This is a genomic window from Pseudomonas sp. FW306-02-D09B, from assembly GCF_058782685.1.
On record NZ_JBYSXY010000007.1, the window covers coordinates 204,220 to 221,712 of the forward strand.

The 17,493-nt window shown below is 58.5% G+C and carries 18 protein-coding genes and 3 tRNA genes; 12 read left to right on the forward strand and 9 right to left on the reverse strand.

The features are described 5' to 3' along the window. Positions 1-237 precede the first annotated feature (237 nt). The 4 genes from AC3WK5_RS14570 to AC3WK5_RS14585 all read right to left on the reverse strand — a co-directional run bounded on the left by AC3WK5_RS14570 (position 238) and on the right by AC3WK5_RS14585 (position 4,691). A complete protein-coding gene (locus AC3WK5_RS14570) occupies positions 238-939 on the reverse strand; it encodes a VIT1/CCC1 transporter family protein (RefSeq protein ID WP_103316143.1) in 702 nt (233 codons plus the stop codon). A 78-nt stretch (positions 940-1,017) separates the two neighbouring features. Next, complete coding sequence (locus AC3WK5_RS14575) at positions 1,018-1,983, reverse strand: FAD:protein FMN transferase (RefSeq protein WP_103316144.1); 966 nt, start codon at positions 1,981-1,983, stop codon at positions 1,018-1,020. Continuing rightward, the gene (locus tag AC3WK5_RS14580) at positions 1,973-4,195 is read right to left on the reverse strand and encodes a PepSY domain-containing protein (protein ID WP_103316145.1); all 2,223 of its coding nucleotides are present in this window, start codon (positions 4,193-4,195) and stop codon (positions 1,973-1,975) included. The genes AC3WK5_RS14575 and AC3WK5_RS14580 overlap by 11 nt, the downstream gene beginning before the upstream one ends. Before the next feature lie 25 nt (positions 4,196-4,220). Then, a complete protein-coding gene (locus tag AC3WK5_RS14585) occupies positions 4,221-4,691 on the reverse strand; it encodes a DUF2271 domain-containing protein (protein WP_103316146.1) in 471 nt (156 codons plus the stop codon). Positions 4,692-4,824: 133 nt separating this feature from the next. Between AC3WK5_RS14585 and AC3WK5_RS14590 the strand changes: the two genes are divergently transcribed. The 3 genes from AC3WK5_RS14590 to AC3WK5_RS14600 all read left to right on the forward strand — a co-directional run bounded on the left by AC3WK5_RS14590 (position 4,825) and on the right by AC3WK5_RS14600 (position 7,444). Then, entirely contained in the window at positions 4,825-5,484 is a 660-nt protein-coding gene (locus tag AC3WK5_RS14590) for a response regulator transcription factor (protein WP_103316147.1), read from the forward strand. Beyond that, positions 5,481-6,812: a sensor histidine kinase gene (locus AC3WK5_RS14595; RefSeq protein ID WP_103316148.1), complete on the forward strand. Its 1,332-nt coding sequence runs from the start codon at positions 5,481-5,483 to the stop codon at positions 6,810-6,812. The genes AC3WK5_RS14590 and AC3WK5_RS14595 overlap by 4 nt, the downstream gene beginning before the upstream one ends. 122 nt (positions 6,813-6,934) lie before the next feature. Continuing rightward, positions 6,935-7,444: a DUF1993 domain-containing protein gene (locus AC3WK5_RS14600; RefSeq protein WP_103316149.1), complete on the forward strand. Its 510-nt coding sequence runs from the start codon at positions 6,935-6,937 to the stop codon at positions 7,442-7,444. A gap of 66 nt (positions 7,445-7,510) precedes the next feature. Here AC3WK5_RS14600 and sstT read toward each other — a convergent pair whose 3' ends face one another. Next, positions 7,511-8,743 (reverse strand): serine/threonine transporter SstT, encoded by a 1,233-nt coding sequence (gene sstT / locus AC3WK5_RS14605; RefSeq protein ID WP_103316150.1) that lies wholly within the window; start codon positions 8,741-8,743, stop codon positions 7,511-7,513. A 325-nt stretch (positions 8,744-9,068) separates the two neighbouring features. Here sstT and AC3WK5_RS14610 point away from each other — a divergent pair, with 325 nt between their 5' ends. Then, positions 9,069-10,223, forward strand: coding sequence for an MFS transporter (locus AC3WK5_RS14610; RefSeq protein ID WP_054596531.1), 1,155 nt, complete (start codon positions 9,069-9,071; stop codon positions 10,221-10,223). A 4-nt stretch (positions 10,224-10,227) separates the two neighbouring features. Here AC3WK5_RS14610 and nhaR read toward each other — a convergent pair whose 3' ends face one another. After that, the gene (gene nhaR / locus AC3WK5_RS14615; protein WP_103316151.1) at positions 10,228-11,127 is read right to left on the reverse strand and encodes a transcriptional activator NhaR; all 900 of its coding nucleotides are present in this window, start codon (positions 11,125-11,127) and stop codon (positions 10,228-10,230) included. A gap of 135 nt (positions 11,128-11,262) precedes the next feature. Here nhaR and AC3WK5_RS14620 point away from each other — a divergent pair, with 135 nt between their 5' ends. Beyond that, positions 11,263-11,514, forward strand: coding sequence for a hypothetical protein (locus AC3WK5_RS14620; protein ID WP_054596533.1), 252 nt, complete (start codon positions 11,263-11,265; stop codon positions 11,512-11,514). Between the two features lie 29 nt (positions 11,515-11,543). Next, the gene (locus AC3WK5_RS14625; protein WP_054596534.1) at positions 11,544-12,293 is read left to right on the forward strand and encodes a TerC family protein; all 750 of its coding nucleotides are present in this window, start codon (positions 11,544-11,546) and stop codon (positions 12,291-12,293) included. Between the two features lie 86 nt (positions 12,294-12,379). On the opposite strand, the gene AC3WK5_RS14630 is transcribed toward AC3WK5_RS14625, so the two are convergent. Beyond that, positions 12,380-12,550, reverse strand: coding sequence for a hypothetical protein (locus AC3WK5_RS14630; RefSeq protein WP_173860006.1), 171 nt, complete (start codon positions 12,548-12,550; stop codon positions 12,380-12,382). Between the two features lie 213 nt (positions 12,551-12,763). Here AC3WK5_RS14630 and AC3WK5_RS14635 point away from each other — a divergent pair, with 213 nt between their 5' ends. Next, positions 12,764-13,438, forward strand: a complete 675-nt coding sequence (locus tag AC3WK5_RS14635) for a peptidase C39 family protein (protein WP_256585171.1) — start codon at positions 12,764-12,766, stop codon at positions 13,436-13,438. Between the two features lie 81 nt (positions 13,439-13,519). Here the strand turns inward: AC3WK5_RS14635 and pbpG are convergent, their stop codons facing one another. Next, positions 13,520-14,461 (reverse strand): D-alanyl-D-alanine endopeptidase, encoded by a 942-nt coding sequence (gene pbpG / locus AC3WK5_RS14640; RefSeq protein ID WP_054596536.1) that lies wholly within the window; start codon positions 14,459-14,461, stop codon positions 13,520-13,522. 20 nt (positions 14,462-14,481) lie between these two features. Between pbpG and AC3WK5_RS14645 the strand changes: the two genes are divergently transcribed. Beyond that, positions 14,482-14,622, forward strand: coding sequence for a hypothetical protein (locus AC3WK5_RS14645; protein ID WP_158248914.1), 141 nt, complete (start codon positions 14,482-14,484; stop codon positions 14,620-14,622). Positions 14,623-15,370: 748 nt separating this feature from the next. Beyond that, complete coding sequence (makC, locus tag AC3WK5_RS14650) at positions 15,371-15,763, forward strand: alpha-pore-forming tripartite toxin MakABE regulator (RefSeq protein WP_054596537.1); 393 nt, start codon at positions 15,371-15,373, stop codon at positions 15,761-15,763. Positions 15,764-15,890: 127 nt separating this feature from the next. Here the strand turns inward: makC and folD are convergent, their stop codons facing one another. Next, entirely contained in the window at positions 15,891-16,745 is an 855-nt protein-coding gene (gene folD / locus AC3WK5_RS14655; protein ID WP_103316153.1) for a bifunctional methylenetetrahydrofolate dehydrogenase/methenyltetrahydrofolate cyclohydrolase FolD, read from the reverse strand. Positions 16,746-17,020: 275 nt separating this feature from the next. Here folD and AC3WK5_RS14660 point away from each other — a divergent pair. The 3 genes from AC3WK5_RS14660 to AC3WK5_RS14670 all read left to right on the forward strand — a co-directional run bounded on the left by AC3WK5_RS14660 (position 17,021) and on the right by AC3WK5_RS14670 (position 17,348). Then, a tRNA-Arg gene (locus tag AC3WK5_RS14660) sits at positions 17,021-17,097 on the forward strand. 32 nt (positions 17,098-17,129) lie between these two features. Beyond that, positions 17,130-17,205, forward strand: a tRNA-His gene (locus AC3WK5_RS14665). Positions 17,206-17,263: 58 nt separating this feature from the next. After that, positions 17,264-17,348 (forward strand) — tRNA-Leu (locus AC3WK5_RS14670). Positions 17,349-17,493 lie beyond the last annotated feature (145 nt).

Here is a 17,493-nt window from a genome sequence, read left to right on the forward strand (position 1 = left end):
AAGGATGAGGACAACACCGTAATACCCACAGCACGATGATGGCGAAACCAGAACATGGAACTTCCCCGGTAACGAAATAGCGGGATTCTGTTTTTTCAACCTACAGCACACCGAAATTCCATGATTGATCAAAATCAAATCAAACGTAGTCAGTCAGGTCCCCCGGCCCAAGCCCTGAATGTAGTCGCTCATCGCTGACCGTGACCGGGTAACGCTCAGGTCCATTTCATATAAGCGCTAAGCAACGGCACCAAATGAAATACCGACTGCGGCAGTAATAGCCATCGCCAGCGCGCCCCACAGCGTCACCCGCCACGCGCCGATCAGCAGATTGGCACCGCCGGCCTTGGCAGCAATGCCGCCTAAAGCGCCCAGAAAAACCAGTGACATGCCGGATATCCAGGCAATCACACTGTGGGTCGGCGCGAGGATGGTCACGCCCAGCGGCAATGCGGCGCCCACCACAAAGCTTGCCGCCGAGGACATTGCCGCCTGCAGCGGTTTTGCGCTGAGCGCATCGGAAATGCCCAGTTCGTCGCGCGCATGGGAGCCCAGAGCATCGTGCGCCATGAGCTGCGTGGCGACTTTACTGGCCAGCTCGGGTTCAACACCGCGGTCCACATAGATGGCCGCCAACTCCCGGTGTTCGGCAAGCGGCGCTGTCTCAAGCTCTGCTTGTTCGCGCAACAGATCGGCCCGTTCGGTATCGGCCTGGGAATGCACGGAGACGTATTCTCCCGCCGCCATCGACATCGCACCCGCCACCAGCCCGGCAACACCTGTGACGAGCAAGGTGCTATGGGTGGCATTGGCCGCGGCGACGCCGATCAACAGACTGGCGGTCGATACGATGCCGTCGTTGGCCCCCAATACCGCGGCCCGAAGCCAGCCGATCCGCTCATGTCTATGGGATTCAGCGTGTCTGCGAAAGAACTTCATCGTTGAAATCTGCTCACTGTCGTTGAATCGATGCCGATCAAAAAATGCCTGAATAACTCAACCGCTGACCTGGTCGTTTCAGCGAGTTTCAATCTGCGCCTGGAGCTGTCCGGCAACAACCGATAGTTCCCTGAACTGCTCACCATCATGTATTACGAACAACGCATCCATGCCGCGTTCCTGCGCCAGTTCGGGACCGGCTTTCTCTCCCAGGACCATCAGCGCAGTGGCCCATGCATCGGCGAGCATGCAGGTGGCGGCGACCACCGTCACGGCCGCGAGTGAGTTGGACAAGGGCGCTCCGCGAGCCGGATCCATCGTATGCGAGTAATGCCGGCCCGCGACCTCGATCCACTGACGATAGTCCCCGGACGTGGCAATCGCCGCATCGCTGATTTCCATCACCCCCATGACTTCACGAATGCCGCGGCGGGGTCTTTCAATTGCCACAACCCAGGACTCTCCACCCGGCTTGACCCCGTGCGCGCGCATTTCACCGTCGATTCCTACCAGATAGTTGGTTATCCCCCAACCATCGAGGCAACGTGCCATTTCATCCACCGCAAAGCCCTTGGCGATGCCTGATAGATCAAGGGTAGTCGCTGAGCGTTTACGGGCCAGGTTGCGCAGCGGATCAATCTCCAGCGCTTGCGTGGCTGGCACGCGCGCCTGACGATCCGAGGCACTGATATGCGCTGCGCCGGGTTGTTGTTCGCCAGGCCCAAAGCCCCAGGCATTGACCAGATCGCCCACGGCGATATCAAACGCCCCGTTGGATTGACGACCCACCCGCAGCGCCGTAGCCAGGACGGTGGCCAGTTCCTCGGGAATGGGCAGCCATTGCTGTTCGGCTGCTGCGTTGAGACGGTTGAGCGCGGAATCGGCCTTCCACGTCGACATCTGTTGATCCACCGTGTCGACAGCCGCAAACAGACTCTCATTGATGGCAGCCTCATCCACCGGCGGCTCGGCGTAAAACACCGCAGTGTAACGGGTGCCCATGGTTTCCCCGCTCAGGCTATAGCGCCAGGGTTCAGTAGACATCTTCACGGTAGCGTCCTTGTGCTTTGAGCGTCAGCACGTTCAAGTCGAGCGGGGCCAGCACTTCATCCAGGGCGTTCATCACCCCTTTGGCCATCTCGCGACTCCCGCACACCAATACGTGGGCGCCTTTTTCAATCAGGCGACGGAGTGCCAGCGCGTCGGCGATCAGGCGGTCCTGCACATAGCTGCGCTCATGGGTTTGGGAGAAGGCGGCGCGCAACCGGGTGAGGCGCTGATCGGCCAAATAGCGGTTGAGCTCGGGTTCATAGAGAAAGTCGGACGCCGGGTGACGTCCGCCCCAGTACAAGTGCATGGGCTTCCTGGCTGTGTTGTTACGGATAAAACCGGCTAAAGGGCCGATCCCCGTACCGGCGCCGATGAGAATCACCGGCTGTTTTCCACGGCCGGGGCGAAACTCGGGATTGGGCTGTATGAAGGCTTCAATCTGTCCTCCCAGCGGCAAGTCATGAAGGAACCCGGAACACACGCCGTCGGCGTGTTTACGCACACAGATTTCCAGAACGCGGTCATCTGATCCGCTGGCCAGTGAGTAGTAGCGCGGCACCCTGGACCCGGGCGGCAGCACGCCAACCAAATCGCCGGCCTGGAACCGGGGCAGGCCGCTGTTGCGTCTGTGTTTGAGCTCGCCCGGCGAGCGAGACGTTGCGGCTGCGTTGAAACGCAGGATCTGGGTGGGAGCGTTCACGTGTTCGCCGTAGTGTGTGCGATCGATCAACGCCAGGGTCGTGGTTTCCGGCAGCCGTGGGACGTGTACCAGCGTCAGTTCATGGCCCAGCAACCGGCCAACGGCGCTGCCCCAACGGGTGAACGCCTGGGCGGATTGGCGATTGATGGTTTCAAGTTCCAGCAGCTGCGTCCCGCCTGAAGCAAGCAGAGCCGCCTGAGCGTCCTTGGCAAACTGACAAAATTTCGGGAACTGCCGATCGCCAAATCCCAGTACGGCAAAACCCAGGCCAGGCTTTACGTGGGTATTCGCCAGTCGTTTCATGAACTGCGAGGCCGAGGCGGGTGCATCGCCGTCGCCGGTTGTGGCGGTCAGGATGAACAGCCGCTGGGCGCTGCGATACTCCACCGCGAGCCGGTTCATGGGCGCGGTATGGACGCGGTGGCCGGTCTGGTGCAACGCCTCATGCAAGGTGTTGGCAAAGCCCCAGGTGCTGTTGCTTTCGCTGCCGACCAGAATCACCGTGTCGGCGTTTTGCGCGCCACTGTTGTGACGGATTTTCGGCTGTGACTGACGACGACGCCACCACAGCAGCGCACCGGTGACGCTCATCAACGGCACGCTGAGCGCGCAAACGCCGAGGATCAGGCCTAGCCACCAGAGGCTTTCGCCGGTATGCAACTGGTAGATGAATTCGTAGGCATTACGCATGCGGTCATGGGGCACGTAAGACAACAAAGCCCCGCTGACGGGATCGACATAACCGTCGCCTTGCGCAGTACTCAACGAAAAGAAATCTTCGGGATGACCGACGCTGGGATAGACCAGCTCGCGCAGGTCGTTCAGGTCAGTCGCCAGCAGTGCTGGCAAGGTTGCGACCGGTGCTGCCGGGCCGCTGCTGAGCGCGCTCGGAAATACCGGCTCGCGTTGCGTCCCGTCCGGGATCAGGCCGAAGGTGGTGGCCGACATGTACAGCCCGGTCAACGCGGACAACAGTAAGCCCAGAATCGCCAAACGCCCGACTTCGGCATGCCAGCGCTGATTGAAACTGCCACGCAGTGGCCGCATCACGCGCCGCCAGCCGCCCAGGCGCTGTGCCAGCAGCGCCGCCCCGGAAATCGACAGTATCAGGATGAACAGCGCGCCGATGCCGGCTGCCGCATGCCCCGGTGTGCCTGACAGCAATGACCGGTGCAGGTCTTTGACCCAGCGGGTGAACGCCGAGGGCGTATAGCTCGCAACACCTGCTCCGGTCAGCGGGTCGACGCGCTCGGCGCCGGTCTGGCCGTCCTGGGTGAAATACACGATGACTGAACCCGAGGCGGTACGGCGGATTTTTTCGACCCCGGGGTAGTGGTTCGCCACTCGACCGGCCAACTCGGCAACGTTCACCTGACCGGATGCCGGTACTGTCGCGCTCAGTCTTTCCAGGGCCGGATTGATCGACAGGATCGCACCGCTGATCGCCAGCAGCATGACCAGCAGGGCCGCGACGAGGCCGGGCAGTGAGTGAAACTGGCGTAGCATGGTCAGCCTCCAAGGGGTGCCGGTGTCACATGTCGTAGGTAAAGGACTCGATGTAACCGCTGCCGGTAGAAGGTTTTCCCGCACCTTGAGTGGTCAATGGCACGGCAATATCGGAGGGGGCTTCACGTTGATTCTCGACAGCACTGTCGACGCGGATCTGATAGCCGGCATCAATCAGTGTGTCTGCCAGTTCAACGCTCACTTTCAGGGTGCGCCCGCTACCGACGCTGGCGCCGCTGACCCCGTCAAACTCGCTGGGGTTCAAGCCGCTGCCGCGGGCCCAGTCGGACAAATGCCTGTAGTACTTGGCCTTTTTGCCAGCCACCCACAGGGTTTTCTGGTATTTACCGTTGGCGTCGGTCACATAAAACGCCAGGTACGCGTCATTGCCGTCGTAATTCTTCAGCCGGGTGGCCAGGGTGACTTCCCGCGCCTGGGCCAGACCCGGCAGCGCAATGGCGGTGGCGAGACAAATCGCAGCAGTCAGCTTTTTCATGGTGGATTTCCCGTTCAAGCGTTGTGGCTGAATCCTGCGCCTGTAAGCTGACAGCAACCTGAAGGGGAATTCAGGCCTTTGTCAGGTTCGTCAGCCAAGGTGTTGTACGGCGAACCATCACAGGAGGGTGGCAATGCGGGTTTTATTGGTTGAGGACGCTGTGGGGCTCGGCGAGGCGGTACGTGAGCAACTCGCGGATGACGGCCACGCGGTGGACTGGGTGCAGCGTCTCGATCACGCTCAGAGCAGTGTGCGAACGACGCGTTATGACCTGATCTTGCTTGACCTGATGCTGCCGGACGGGCGAGGGCTGGATTTTTTGCGCCAGCAACGCGGGGCGGGGGATGTCACTCCGGTGATTATTCTCACGGCGCGAGACCAGATATCCGATCGCATCGAGGGCCTGAATGCGGGGGCTGACGACTATCTGGTCAAACCCTTTGATCTCTTCGAGTTGTCCGCCCGAGTCGCGGCGGTGGCGCGGCGCTACAGTGGTAATCCCAATCCGCAGATCAAAGTGGGCGGGTTGCAGGTCGACATGACCGCTCGCACGGTGCTGCGCGCCGGCATGACGGTGGACCTCACCGCGCGCGAGTGGGCATTGTTCGAAGCCTTTATCCAGCGCCCCGGCGCGTTGTTATCGAAATCCCAGCTGGAAGATCGCCTGTATGCATTCGGCGCCGAAATTGAAAGCAACACCATCGAGGTCTATATCAGCCGTCTGCGCAAGAAACTCGGCCGCGAGATGATCGAGACGGTCCGTGGGATGGGCTACCGGTTGATGCCGGAATGAAGCCCGCTTCAAGTCTGCAAAAACGCCTGGGGCTGGGGCTGACGCTGGGCATGACCCTGCTTTGGCTGGGGGCGACCGTCGGCGCCTGGGTCGTGGTGCAACACGAATTGAACGAGGCCTTCGACAGTGCACTGGAGGAGACGGCACAGCGAATCCTGCCCTTGGCCGTGCTCGAAATCGGCAGCCCTGATGAGCCTCGCCAGGCTCGGCATATTGCGCCGCTTAAAGTGCGCAAGGAATACCTGACGTACCTGGTCCGCGATGCCCGGGGCGAGATACTGATGCAATCCCATGACGCCGACCCTGACATATTCAATCCGCTGCCGGTGGAGGGCTTCACGACCACTTCCAGGTACCGTTTGTACGGGACCAGTGCTCCGCGCGAAGGCGTTTTTATCGAGATGGCCGAACCCTTGGCCCATCGACGCGAAGCCGCTCAGGAGGCCTTGTTCGCGTTGCTCCTGCCGTTGCTGGCACTGATTCCGATCAGCTTGCTGGGCACCTGGTTGTTTGTGCACGTCAGCCTGCGCAGCGTTCGGGCGTACCGCCGGGCCATCGAGACGCGCGGGGTCGGTGACCTGTCTCCTATCAAGGTGGATCGATTGCCTGCGGAAATCGATCCGTTGGCCGAGGCGGTCAACCATCTGATGGAGCGACTGCGCAAGGCACTGGAGACGGAACGCAGCTTTACCGCCAACAGTGCCCATGAGCTGCGCACCCCGTTGGCGGCGACGTTGGCGCACATTCAGCGGTTACGCCGCGAGGCGCCTGAGGGCCCGCTTCAAGTGCGTGCCGCGAAGATCGAGGCCTCTCTCCAGGCGCTGACGCGACTCTCGGAAAAGCTGATGCAACTGGCCAAGGCTGAAGGTGGCGGGCTTCTGTCCGAAGTGCCGCAAGACCTCATACCGTTACTGGCGCATGTGGTCGATGAGTGCAATCACGCAGCCGGCCAGCGGGTTCATCTGGTTCTGCCCGCTGTGCAAAGCGTGCTGTCGGCCATTGATCCTGACGCTTTCGCCATTCTTGTGCGCAACCTGATCGAGAACGCGATGAAGCATGGCGCGCCGGATCAACCCATTGAGGTGAGCCTTTCCAGTCAGGCACTCCTGAGAGTGGTCAATGCCGGTCCGGTGGTGCCTGAGCCGATATTGAAACGCCTGACCGAGCGCTTCGTGCGAGGTGAAAGCGGCGCTGAGGGTTCGGGACTTGGCCTGGCCATCGCGCTGACGATTGCCCAGGGCGTCAACGCGACGATGACGCTCGTGTCGCCCGCGACGGGTAAACAAGACGGCTTTGAAGTCATCGTGCAGTTTGTTCAGGGGCGCTAGGGGGAATGGATACACTGGCCGGTCGTGCGGGATCAAAGACACGCCGCACGTCGCTGCAAGCAGGGCTATAATCGCGCCCACGTTTTACTCTTTCACAACACCCTCCACCCTACGAGACTGCCATGACTATTTCTCTGTACGCTGCTTCCGTTCCAGTCTTCAAGCAAATGCTCAACGCGTTGAGCGATGTTCTGAACAAGGCCGAAGCTCACGCCACTGCCAAAAACATCGACCCGAACGCCTTCCTGCAAGCGCGTCTGTACCCGGACATGTTCCCGCTGGTGCGTCAGGTGCAGATCGCCGTCGATTTCGCCAAAGGCGTTTCTGCCCGCCTGGCCGAAATCGAACTGCCGAAGTACGACGACACCGAAGTGACCTTCGCCGAGCTGCAAGCCCTGCTCGCCAAGGTGCTGGCCTTCATCGACGGTATCAAGCCTGAGCAAATCAATGGCAAGGAAGGTATCGAGATCGTTACCCGTCCAGGCACCCCGAAAGAAAAACGCTTCAGTGGCCAGGCTTACCTGCTGACCTACGGTTTGCCGCAGTTCTTCTTCCACGTCACCACCGCCTACGCGATCCTGCGTCACAACGGTGTTGAAGTCGGCAAGCGCGATTACATGGGCGCGTTCTAAACCCGCCAGCTACAAAAAACCCGCCAAGGTGTGAACCTTGGCGGTTTTTTTTGTGGGGCCGGTTTGTTACGCGGCTTGTACGGTTTTCTCTTCCTGGGCCAGGCAAGCGGCTGCGGTGAACAGCACGTCGGTGGAGGAGTTCAGTGCGGTTTCTGCCGAGTCCTGCAACACGCCGATGATGAAGCCGACCGCCACCACTTGCATGGCGATCTCGCTCGGAATGCCAAACAGGCTGCACGCCAGCGGAATCAACAGCAGTGAACCACCGGCCACACCCGAAGCGCCGCAGGCACAGATCGCCGCGACGACGCTGAGCAGCACGGCTGTCGGGATGTCCACGGCAATCCCCAGCGTGTGCACCGCCGCCAGGGTCAGTACCGTGATGGTGATCGCCGCACCGGCCATGTTGATGGTCGCGCCCAGCGGGATCGAAACCGAGTAGGTGTCTTCATGCAGACCCAAACGCTTGCTCAGTTCCAGGTTGACCGGAATGTTCGCCGCCGAACTGCGGGTGAAGAACGCGGTGATTCCGCTTTCCCGCAGGCAGGTCAGCACCAACGGGTAAGGGTTGCGGCGCAGCTTCCAATAGACGATGGCCGGGTTCATCACCAGCGCCACGAACAGCATGCAACCCAGCAGTACGGCCAGCAGATGCAGGTAACCGATCAGTGCGCCGAAGCCCGAGGTGGCCAGCGTGGAGGCGACCAGGCCGAAGATCCCCAGCGGAGCAAAACGAATCACCAGGCGCACGATCAGCGTGACGCCGTTGGACAGGTCGCCGAGTACGGTGCGGGTGGTTTCGCCGGCATGGCGGATCGCGATGCCCATGCCGATTGCCCAGGCCAGAATGCCGATGAAATTGGCGTTCATCAGTGCACTGATCGGGTTGTCGACCACGCTAAGCAGCAGGCTTTGCAAGACTTCGGAGATTCCGCCGGGCGCGCTGATCGCCACGTCGTGGGTGGACAGCACCAGGCTCGAAGGGAACAGGCTGCTGGCCACCACTGCCACTACGGCTGCGGCAAAGGTGCCCAGCAGATACAGGAACAGAATCGGCTTGATATGGGTTTCCTGACCGTGTTTGTGGTTGGCGATCGAGGCCATCACCAGCACGAACACCAGAATCGGTGCGACGGCTTTCAGTGCCGAGACAAACACTTTGCCGATGAATGCAGTGGATTTCGCCACCTCAGGCGCAAACAGCGCCAAGGCAATGCCGACGATCAGGCCAATGACGATTTGCGTGACCAGGCTGGTGTGTTTGAGTCTTTGCAAAAGAGTAGGCGGAGCAGCAGTCATAGCGGTATCTCTGATTTTTTTAAGGTGCCGTGAATCGAGAAACCCGGTCAGCAAAAACAGGCAGGCTGACCGGGCAAGCGCACATTGCGTCATCTGCGTTGGCGGGTGAGCAAGGTTGAATTTTTTTGCGGGCGCGGACTTTATCACAGCGTAGTCGCGATCCTTCAGACCTGTGACGATCTGCCACCCGAGTGTTTAAGCGGATATGTCAGGTGTACGCCAGCGCTGTCGGACACACTCTGTTAAGCTTCGCCATCCACTTTTTCATCTCCCCTCAGTGAGCCCTTGGGCTGTCGCTGGCGTTGTCGTTTTCTGGAGTTACCCCATGCTGTTGCCCATCCTGTTGTTGTCAGCCGCCGGTTTCACCGTGCTGACCACAGAGTTCATCATTGTCGGTCTGTTACCGTCGATCGCTCGCGACCTCGATGTCAGCGTTTCCCAGGCGGGACTGCTGGTGACCTTGTTCGCGTTTACCGTCGCCGCCTTCGGACCCTTCCTGACCGCGTATTTCGCGCGTTTTGAACGTCGGCGTCTGTTTATCAGCGTGCTGATCATGTTCGGGCTGGCGAACACCCTGGCGGCCATGGCGCCGAACATTGGCGTGATGGCCGTCGCGCGGCTGATACCGGCGCTGGGTTTACCGGTGTTCTGGGCGCTGGCCAGTGAAACGGCGGTGGACATCGTCGGGCCGGACTATGCGGGGCGGGCGATTGCCAAGATCGGATTCGGGATTGTCTGCGCGACCGTGTTCGGGATCCCCGTCGGTACGTTGATTTCCGATGCGTTCGGCTGGCGCACGGCGTTCGGTATTCTCGCGGTCATTGCCTTGGCCAAGGCGCTGCTGCTGTTTATCTATTTGCCGAAAACCAACCTGCACAACCAGCAGGTGAGCTTGCGTTCACAGTTCAAGATTCTGCGCAGCCCGCTGATGCAAGGGCACGTGCTGTTGTCGATTCTGGTCTTCAGCGGGATGTTTACCGCTTACACCTACCTGGCCGACATCCTTGAGCGGCTGGCCGGTTTCAACGGCACCGTAGTCGGCTGGTGCCTGATGGGCTTTGGTGCGGTCGGGCTGATCGGCAACTCGCTGGGCGGACGCATGGTCGATCGCCATCCGTTGATCGCGTCGATGGTGTTCTGTGGCTTCATGATCGGCGGCATGGTGGCGCTGGTGCCGAGTATTCATTCGACGCTGGGACTGGCCGCGGCGATGGGCGTCTGGGGCGTGACCCAGGCCGCGTTGTTCCTGGTCAGCCACGTGCGCTTGATGAAAGCCGCCCCGCAGGCGCCAGCCTTTGCTGCGTCGCTGAACATCGCCGGGGCCAATCTGGGGATCGGCTTGGGGGCGATGGTCGGTGGGCACGTGATCGACACCTTGGGCCTGGGCAGCCTGGGGTTTGCGGCGGCCGGTTTTATCCTGGTGTCGATTGTATTGGCCTTGTTGCTGATGAAGGTCAAAGCCCCAGCCGTCTGCGCCTGAGGCTTCAAAGCGCGGTAAACAGCTCGCGGCGGGCACCTTCGGTAATTGCGACAATGCCGGGGTGCTTGACCTTGCGCTCGACCGAGATCGCGTAAAACGACTCGGTCACCGCATCGGTCTGCCCGATCAACTCGACGCTGCATTGGCGTCTCACCTCGTCGGCAATCACGCTCGGGCCGATGAAAATCCCGCTGCCGGATTGGCCGAACGCCTGCATCAAGGCACTGTCATCAAACTCACCGACAATGCGTGGCTGAATCTGCTGTTCGGCGAACCAGCGCTGCAAGCGGCTGCGTACCACGGTTTCCTGCCCTGGAATCAACAGGGGCGCACCGTGCAGGCCGCGCGGGAAGTCTTTGCCATAGCGTTGTGCCAATTCGGTGGTGGCGAAAAAACTGATGCCGCATTCGCCGAGCTTCTGGCTGTAACCCTTGATGTCCAGGTGCGACGGCATCGGGCTGTCGGAGATCACCAGGTCCAGCCGCTGAATGGCCAGATCGGCCAGCAAGCGCTCCAGTTTGTCCTCGCGACAGGTGATGCGTAGCGGCTCAGTCAGCTCCATGGTCGGTGCAATCAGGCGATAGACGATGGATTTGGGCACCACGTCGGCGACGCCCACCCGGAACAGAATCTGCTGTTCATTGGGCTGCGCCCGAAGCATGGCCTCCAGCTCGCCACCCAGTTGAAACATCTGCTCGGCGTACGGCAGTGTCTGCCGTCCGGCCTCGGTCAGTTCCAGTTGCCGGCCAACCCGTTGAAACAGCTCTATCCCATAGGTTTGTTCGAGCAGACTGATCTGCCCACTGATGGTCTGCGGAGTCAGGTTCAATTGCTCGCAGGCACGCACGATGCTGCCGGTTTTGGCCACGACCCAGAAGTAATGCAATTGCCGATAATTGAGCATGCGCTTTGCCGATTCGGAAAAACCGAAGTATAGCTGCTAAAAATACGAATTTTCCTGAAGTGTTTGCCTCCTTAGAATGCCTCGCTATCGACGGGCCACTCCCTTGGTCAAGTTCGCTCTATCGAGGAAAGCATGATGAAACTCAACTCCCTGGCCGCCGCTTCGTTGCTGGCCCTTTCTGCACTGCTGCTGACAGGCTGTGACCAGGCCGAGAAAAGTGCCCAGCAACTGATGGGCAAAGCCGCCGAAACCGCCAAGCAGGCGATCGACGATACGCATAAGGCGGCGGAGCAAGCGCTGAGCGACGCCACTTCGAACATCGTCGGCAACAAGGAAAAACCCGCTGACGATAGCGAGAAAAAACCTGGCACATCGCAGGAAATCTAACCCGTTCAACACCGAGTCAGGACTGATCCATGGACTATCTTTTACAACTCGCAGCAAGCCCTACAGCCTGGGTCGCCCTGGCTACGTTGATCGTGATGGAAATCGTGCTCGGCATCGACAACCTGATCTTCATCTCGATCCTGACCAACAAGCTGCCCGTGCAGCACCGTGCGAAGGCTCGCCGCATCGGTATCAGCATGGCCTTGGTCCTGCGTCTGGGCTTGCTGAGCACCATTGCGTTCATCGTGCAGCTGACGGAGCCGGTGATTGAACTGTTCAATCACGCGTTCTCGTGGAAAGACATGATCCTGATCGCCGGTGGCCTGTTCCTGTTGTGGAAGGCGACCACTGAAATCCATCACAGCATGGATCCGCCAGCCGAGGATCCGACGTCGAAAACGTCCGGCGTGACATTGGGTTTTGCCGCGGCAATCGGTCAGATTCTGATGCTCGACCTGGTGTTTTCCATCGACAGCATCATTACCGCTGTCGGCATGACCGAGCATTTGCCGATCATGATCATTGCGGTGCTGGTGTCGGTGATGGTGATGTTGCTGGCGGCCGAGCCTCTGGCCAAATTCATCAATGACAACCCGACAGTGGTGATGCTGGCCCTGGGCTTCCTGATCATGATCGGCATGACCCTGATCGCCGAAGGTTTCGGCGCCCACGTACCGAAAGGCTACATCTATGCGGCCATGGCATTCTCGGCAACGATTGAAGGTCTGAACATGCTGTCGCGTCGGGCCCGGGAGAAGCGAGTCGCTGCTGAGGCGTAAGCGTTAAGGTAAATCACCAACGGTCATCTGCACTCGACAACGTGCAGGTGGCCGTTTTGATTTGTGGGGGATTTGAACCGAATCGATCAGTGTGCTGTGACGTGGTGCCGGGCAGGTTTCTCGACTTTGCCGGGTGCCGCAGGTGGAATATAGGCGTGCTGGTGTCTGCGGGTAATGCGCAATACGCCCCACAGCATCGCGGCGGCAACGGCCAGCCAGCCACCGATCAGCATCAGGATTATCATCGTCAGGCTCATTCAGTGCCTCCTCTTTGCCCTGCTTCGGGCACACACTCTGTACAAGCGTCAGTCTAGTCGCTGATGTGTTGCAGGCAATTGACCAAGTGTGATGAGTCTCCAACCCGTTCGCTCTATCAACTGCATGCGACTGCCGTTAAAGGCTATACCACTGCTATGATCATCAGCGAAGCCGGGAGACCGTTTGCCTGGCGCCTGAACAAGTGAGTGATGATGTTGCCGGTACTTTCCCGATTCCGCTGCGCCCTGCTGGCCGCGGCCTGCGTCTTGAGCCTGGCCGGTTGTGCCGGGAGTGTGCAACCTGAAATCCAGCGTCTGCCTGAGCGCGTCGAGCTCAGTGGCATGCCGTTTTACCGTGGCGAAGCCTATCAAAGCGGGCCGCAATCGCTGGCCAGCATGCTTTCCCAGCAAGGCATCGTGATTACCCCGGGGCTGCTCGACAAGCCGCTGCATTTGCCGGGCGCCGAGGCGCAGTTGCAGCAGAACATGCAGAACCTGGCGCGTGAATACGGGATGGTCGTGTATCCGCTGGACAGCAATTTGCCGGCGCTGTTGACCCAGGTCGCGGCAGGTTATCCGGTGTTGCTGCGCTTCAGCGAAGGTTCGGCATTCTGGAAAGAGCCGAGGTACGCGATTCTCGCCGGCTACAACCGTCACAAGCAGACGGTGCTGCTGCGTTCAGGAATGGACCGCCGGTTGCTGATGAGCTTCACGTCGTTCGAGTCCGCGTTCGAAAATGCTGGCGGTTGGGCAGTGTTGATTCAGGGGCCGACCCAGATTCCGGCCAAGGTTGACTCGCAGCGCTGGCTCAAGGCCGCTGACGATCTGGCTCGGGCTGGACAGGAGCAGGCAGCAACCAAGGCGACCAAAGCACTGGCTGCCCATTAATCGAACCGAATAAAAACGGCGCCTTGAGGCGCCGTTATCGATAAAGGCCCCGACTCGCGTCGCGGGCCTTTTTTCGTGCGCTTATTTGCCGGTCTGCGCCATGCCGCTACCTTGACGATGTTGCAGATTTTTCTCGGCTTTGTATTGCAGGGCAACACTCGGCACAGAGGTGCTCCTGCCGGTTTCAACCCACTGACGAATCCGTCCGGCATCCGCAAAGTGGGTGTACTTGCCGAAGGCATCGAGAATCACCAGCGAAACAGGGCGATTACCCATGTTCGTCACCAACACCAGGCAGTGGCCGGCCTGATTGGTAAAGCCGGTCTTGGTCAGCTTAATGTCCCAGTCGGCCTTGTTGATCAGGTGGTCGGTGTTGTGAAAACCCAAGGAGTAGCTGGGTCTGCGGAACGTCACGGTTTTTTCCTTGGTCGTGCTCAGTTCACTCAGCATCGGGTATTTGCGTGCAGCCTGGAGCAGTTTGCTCAGGTCGCGGGCCGTGGAAACGTTGTGCTCTGACAGGCCGGTCGGTTCGACGTAATGGGTACTGGTCATGCCCAGCGCCCTGGCCTTGGCGTTCATTGCGGCGATAAAAGCAGCGTAACCGCCTGGGTAGTGGTGGGCCAGGCTCGCGGCAGCGCGATTTTCCGAGGACATGAGTGCAATCTGCAGCATTTCCCTGCGCGACAGTTCGCTATTGAGTTTGACCCTGGAGAACACACCTTTCATTTCCGGGGTTTCGCTGATCGTAACGGAAATGTATTCGTCCATGTTCTGCTTGGCGTCCAGCACGATCAGCCCGGTCATCAATTTGGTCACCGAGGCGATCGGCACGATCACGTCCGGGTTGCTGGCGTAGATGACTTTGTCGGTTTGCAGATCGATCACCATCGCACTGCCTGAGGCGATGCGCAGTTGTGAGGTGTCTCGAGGTGCCGCGGTGGTGTCACGTGCGTAGACGTTTGAGGTGACAAGAGGGCCTGTAAGTACAAAAAATAGGCTCAGGATGGATAGACGGATTTTCACGCGGGCGGACTCGGTAAGAAATGAATATGCCGTTCTGCAACGGGCTTTCTGGGAAAAACGTAACATTTTATGAGTATGTGCTAGGAAAGCGCTATACGCCTGCTGTAGAGGTGCTTCAGATGAAAAATATTTTAGGCTGTATCGGCTCTGTAACGGTCTGATTCACAGGCGTCGTCGATGCTCGGGAAGCACATGATGTGATTGCTTTGGTGTAAGACAATAAAAGGCTTCGTGTGGTCAGGTAGGGTGGGACTGGTCATGCGGGCAGGTTATTTCGAACGGTTGTGGTTTCAGATCTGTTAATAGCGAATTTAACGTTAAAATTGATATAGAGAAACGCTCTATTAAACAGTGGTAACCCTTAAAGTGGTTGTGGGTGGGTTTAAGTTTAGGGGTTAGCACTAATAGTCAGTGGTCACGGCGAGTGGTGAGTGGTGGGAGGCGGTTCAAAATTTTGTCACGTAATAGGGTGACTGTTGAGTCCTGAATGTAAGGTGTTTGTTGTTGTTAGGAAAAACGCTCGCCAAAAATATGGCGGTTATGTGGTTTTTTTATTTGTAGGGATAGAAGCTTGCGCCTTTACTTTTAAATGAGTGGTGCTAATCTCACCTTCGCATTGAGCGACAAGTTATACAGCGTCATCAGGCCCGCTCACGGAAAGACGATATGCGGCTGATTGTCACTAATGCTGTCGACTCGGTGAAATGTTGCGAGTTGGTTTTTTGATCCAGTTGTATGGCTGGGACAGTTGTAATCGGGCATTGAATGCCTCGTGCCAAAGCCTATGGAAGGGCGTGAATGTACGCTGTCCGGACACCTCATGCTTCCCCCTAAGCGAGCACGCCCAGGTGCTGATGGTTCAAGTGACTTGACAACGCTAAAGACAACTTACACAAAAGGAATAGTGTGATGAAATCAGTAAATGTTTTGATTGTTGTCGATGTTGAGAACGCGCTGGCATCAGGTGATCTCCAGGGTAATGTGTACCTGATAGACAGTAACAAACACTGCGGTTCAAGTAGTGAGGGTCAGGCAGAGCTCTATACGGCATGTGTTGAAGGGCAATACATTAATTGGGCTGTAGCGCCTCTCTCTCCTTCCAATGATGTGCAGATAGTTGGTTTTACTGGTCAGATGGTTAATGATAGGATTTGCCTTCCTAAGTCAGTGCCCGATCCATCAGGTAATTACTGGAAGGGGCAGGTCGAGGCGCAGGGTTATAAAGGGAACGTGCAGTATTCGGTAGTGCTTTCAATGGATGGGAAGCAGATGACCTTTGATCCGTTCCTGAAAATTCAGTAGTGTGTGAAGAGGTGCTTTGATCTAGATGAAGTTGTTAGTGTCAACTTCTTTATTTCAGGGTGATATAAAACAAGGAACCCCGCCAATTGGCGGGGTTCCTTGTTTGTGCGTCAGGGCGAGCCTTGAATCAGCCGTGCAGGGTTTCCGCTGCGTACAGCGTGTTTTCCAGCAGGCAGGCGCGAGTCATCGGGCCGACACCGCCGGGTACTGGTGTGATCCAGCCAGCGCGGGGCAGGGCGGTTTCATAAACCACATCGCCTACCAGCTTGCCGTCTTCCTGGCGGTTGATGCCAACGTCGATGACGATGGCGCCTTCCTTGATCCACTCACCTTTGACCAGGCCAGGTTTGCCGGCGGCGACTACAACCAGGTCGGCGCGACCGACGTGGTCAGCCAGATCCTTGGTGAAACGGTGGGTCACGGTTACGGTGCAACCGGCCAACAACAACTCCATCGCCATCGGGCGACCGACGATATTGGAAGCGCCGACAATTACTGCATCCATCCCGTAAAGATTTGCACCTGTGCTTTCCAGCAAGGTCATGATGCCTTTAGGGGTGCAGGGGCGCAGCAGAGGGATGCGTTGTGCCAGGCGGCCGACGTTATAAGGGTGGAAACCATCCACGTCTTTGTCCGGACGAATGCGCTCCAGCAGTTTGGACGCGTCCAGGTGCTCAGGCAAAGGCAGTTGCAGCAACACGCCGTCGATGTTCGGGTCGTCATTAAGACGGTCGATCAGTTCGGTCAGGGCCTGCTGGGTGGTGTCGGAGGGCAGGTCATAGGCTTGGGAGAGGAAGCCGACCTCTTCACAGTCTTTACGCTTGTGCGAGACATAAACCTGAGAGGCGGGATCGCTGCCGACCAGGATCACCGCGAGGCCGGGCGTGCGCAGACCTTGCTGGCGACGCTCGGCAACACGTTTGGCGATCTGCTGGCGCAGGCTGGCGGCGATCGATTTGCCGTCGATTAGTTGTGCAGTCATTGCGCGTGATTAACCATCGAGAGGGGGAAGAAAAGAGAACGCATTCTCGCATGTCAGAACGTGAGGGCAAAGGCGCTTGGTCTGCAAATTCCCCTAAGCCCTTTAATTAAATGAATTTTTTTCAAAAAGGATTTGACGGTCTCCAGGGGTGCCTATACTATTCGTCGCACTTGTCGGGCACAGCCTAGCACTGGTTAAGAAGGTCAGGCGGAATTACGGTTCTGCAAGGCTGAAAAGCACTTAGTTTGTAGTCCTTCAAGGGTACAGCTAATAAGGCGCCCGTAGCTCAGCTGGATAGAGCATCCGCCTTCTAAGCGGATGGTCGCAGGTTCGAGTCCTGCCGGGTGCGCCATTAGGCAGCTTTGGCACAAGTAACGCGATATGGTGGGCGTAGCTCAGTTGGTAGAGCACGGGATTGTGACTCCCGTTGTCGTGGGTTCGATCCCCATCGTCCACCCCATATTTCGAAAGGCGCCAGATTTAACCGTCTGGCGCCTTTGCTTTAAGAGTTGTGAGCCGCGGATGTGGTGGAATTGGTAGACACACTGGATTTAGGTTCCAGCGCCGCGAGGCGTAAGAGTTCGAGTCTCTTCATCCGCACCAATTAAAGCTTCAGTCAGGCCGTTGGCCGGGTTGGAGCTCAGCGAAGAAGTTTTTTGGCTTCTTTGTTACGCGATATGGTGGGCGTAGCTCAGTTGGTAGAGCACGGGATTGTGACTCCCGTTGTCGTGGGTTCGATCCCCATCGT

Coding starts and splice junctions, on each gene's coding strand:
- AC3WK5_RS14575 (WP_103316144.1), bottom strand. CDS start 1,983: ATGTCTACTGAACCCTGGCGCTATAGCCTGAGCGGGGAAACCATGGGC.
- AC3WK5_RS14595 (WP_103316148.1), top strand. CDS start 5,481: ATGAAGCCCGCTTCAAGTCTGCAAAAACGCCTGGGGCTGGGGCTGACG.
- AC3WK5_RS14630 (WP_173860006.1), bottom strand. CDS start 12,550: ATGAGCCTGACGATGATAATCCTGATGCTGATCGGTGGCTGGCTGGCC.
- AC3WK5_RS14635 (WP_256585171.1), top strand. CDS start 12,764: ATGTTGCCGGTACTTTCCCGATTCCGCTGCGCCCTGCTGGCCGCGGCC.
- AC3WK5_RS14620 (WP_054596533.1), top strand. CDS start 11,263: ATGAAACTCAACTCCCTGGCCGCCGCTTCGTTGCTGGCCCTTTCTGCA.
- AC3WK5_RS14610 (WP_054596531.1), top strand. CDS start 9,069: ATGCTGTTGCCCATCCTGTTGTTGTCAGCCGCCGGTTTCACCGTGCTG.
- sstT (WP_103316150.1), bottom strand. CDS start 8,743: ATGACTGCTGCTCCGCCTACTCTTTTGCAAAGACTCAAACACACCAGC.
- AC3WK5_RS14590 (WP_103316147.1), top strand. CDS start 4,825: ATGCGGGTTTTATTGGTTGAGGACGCTGTGGGGCTCGGCGAGGCGGTA.
- AC3WK5_RS14570 (WP_103316143.1), bottom strand. CDS start 939: ATGAAGTTCTTTCGCAGACACGCTGAATCCCATAGACATGAGCGGATC.
- AC3WK5_RS14585 (WP_103316146.1), bottom strand. CDS start 4,691: ATGAAAAAGCTGACTGCTGCGATTTGTCTCGCCACCGCCATTGCGCTG.
- AC3WK5_RS14625 (WP_054596534.1), top strand. CDS start 11,544: ATGGACTATCTTTTACAACTCGCAGCAAGCCCTACAGCCTGGGTCGCC.
- folD (WP_103316153.1), bottom strand. CDS start 16,745: ATGACTGCACAACTAATCGACGGCAAATCGATCGCCGCCAGCCTGCGC.
- AC3WK5_RS14600 (WP_103316149.1), top strand. CDS start 6,935: ATGACTATTTCTCTGTACGCTGCTTCCGTTCCAGTCTTCAAGCAAATG.
- AC3WK5_RS14645 (WP_158248914.1), top strand. CDS start 14,482: ATGAATATGCCGTTCTGCAACGGGCTTTCTGGGAAAAACGTAACATTT.
- nhaR (WP_103316151.1), bottom strand. CDS start 11,127: ATGCTCAATTATCGGCAATTGCATTACTTCTGGGTCGTGGCCAAAACC.
- AC3WK5_RS14580 (WP_103316145.1), bottom strand. CDS start 4,195: ATGCTACGCCAGTTTCACTCACTGCCCGGCCTCGTCGCGGCCCTGCTG.
- makC (WP_054596537.1), top strand. CDS start 15,371: ATGAAATCAGTAAATGTTTTGATTGTTGTCGATGTTGAGAACGCGCTG.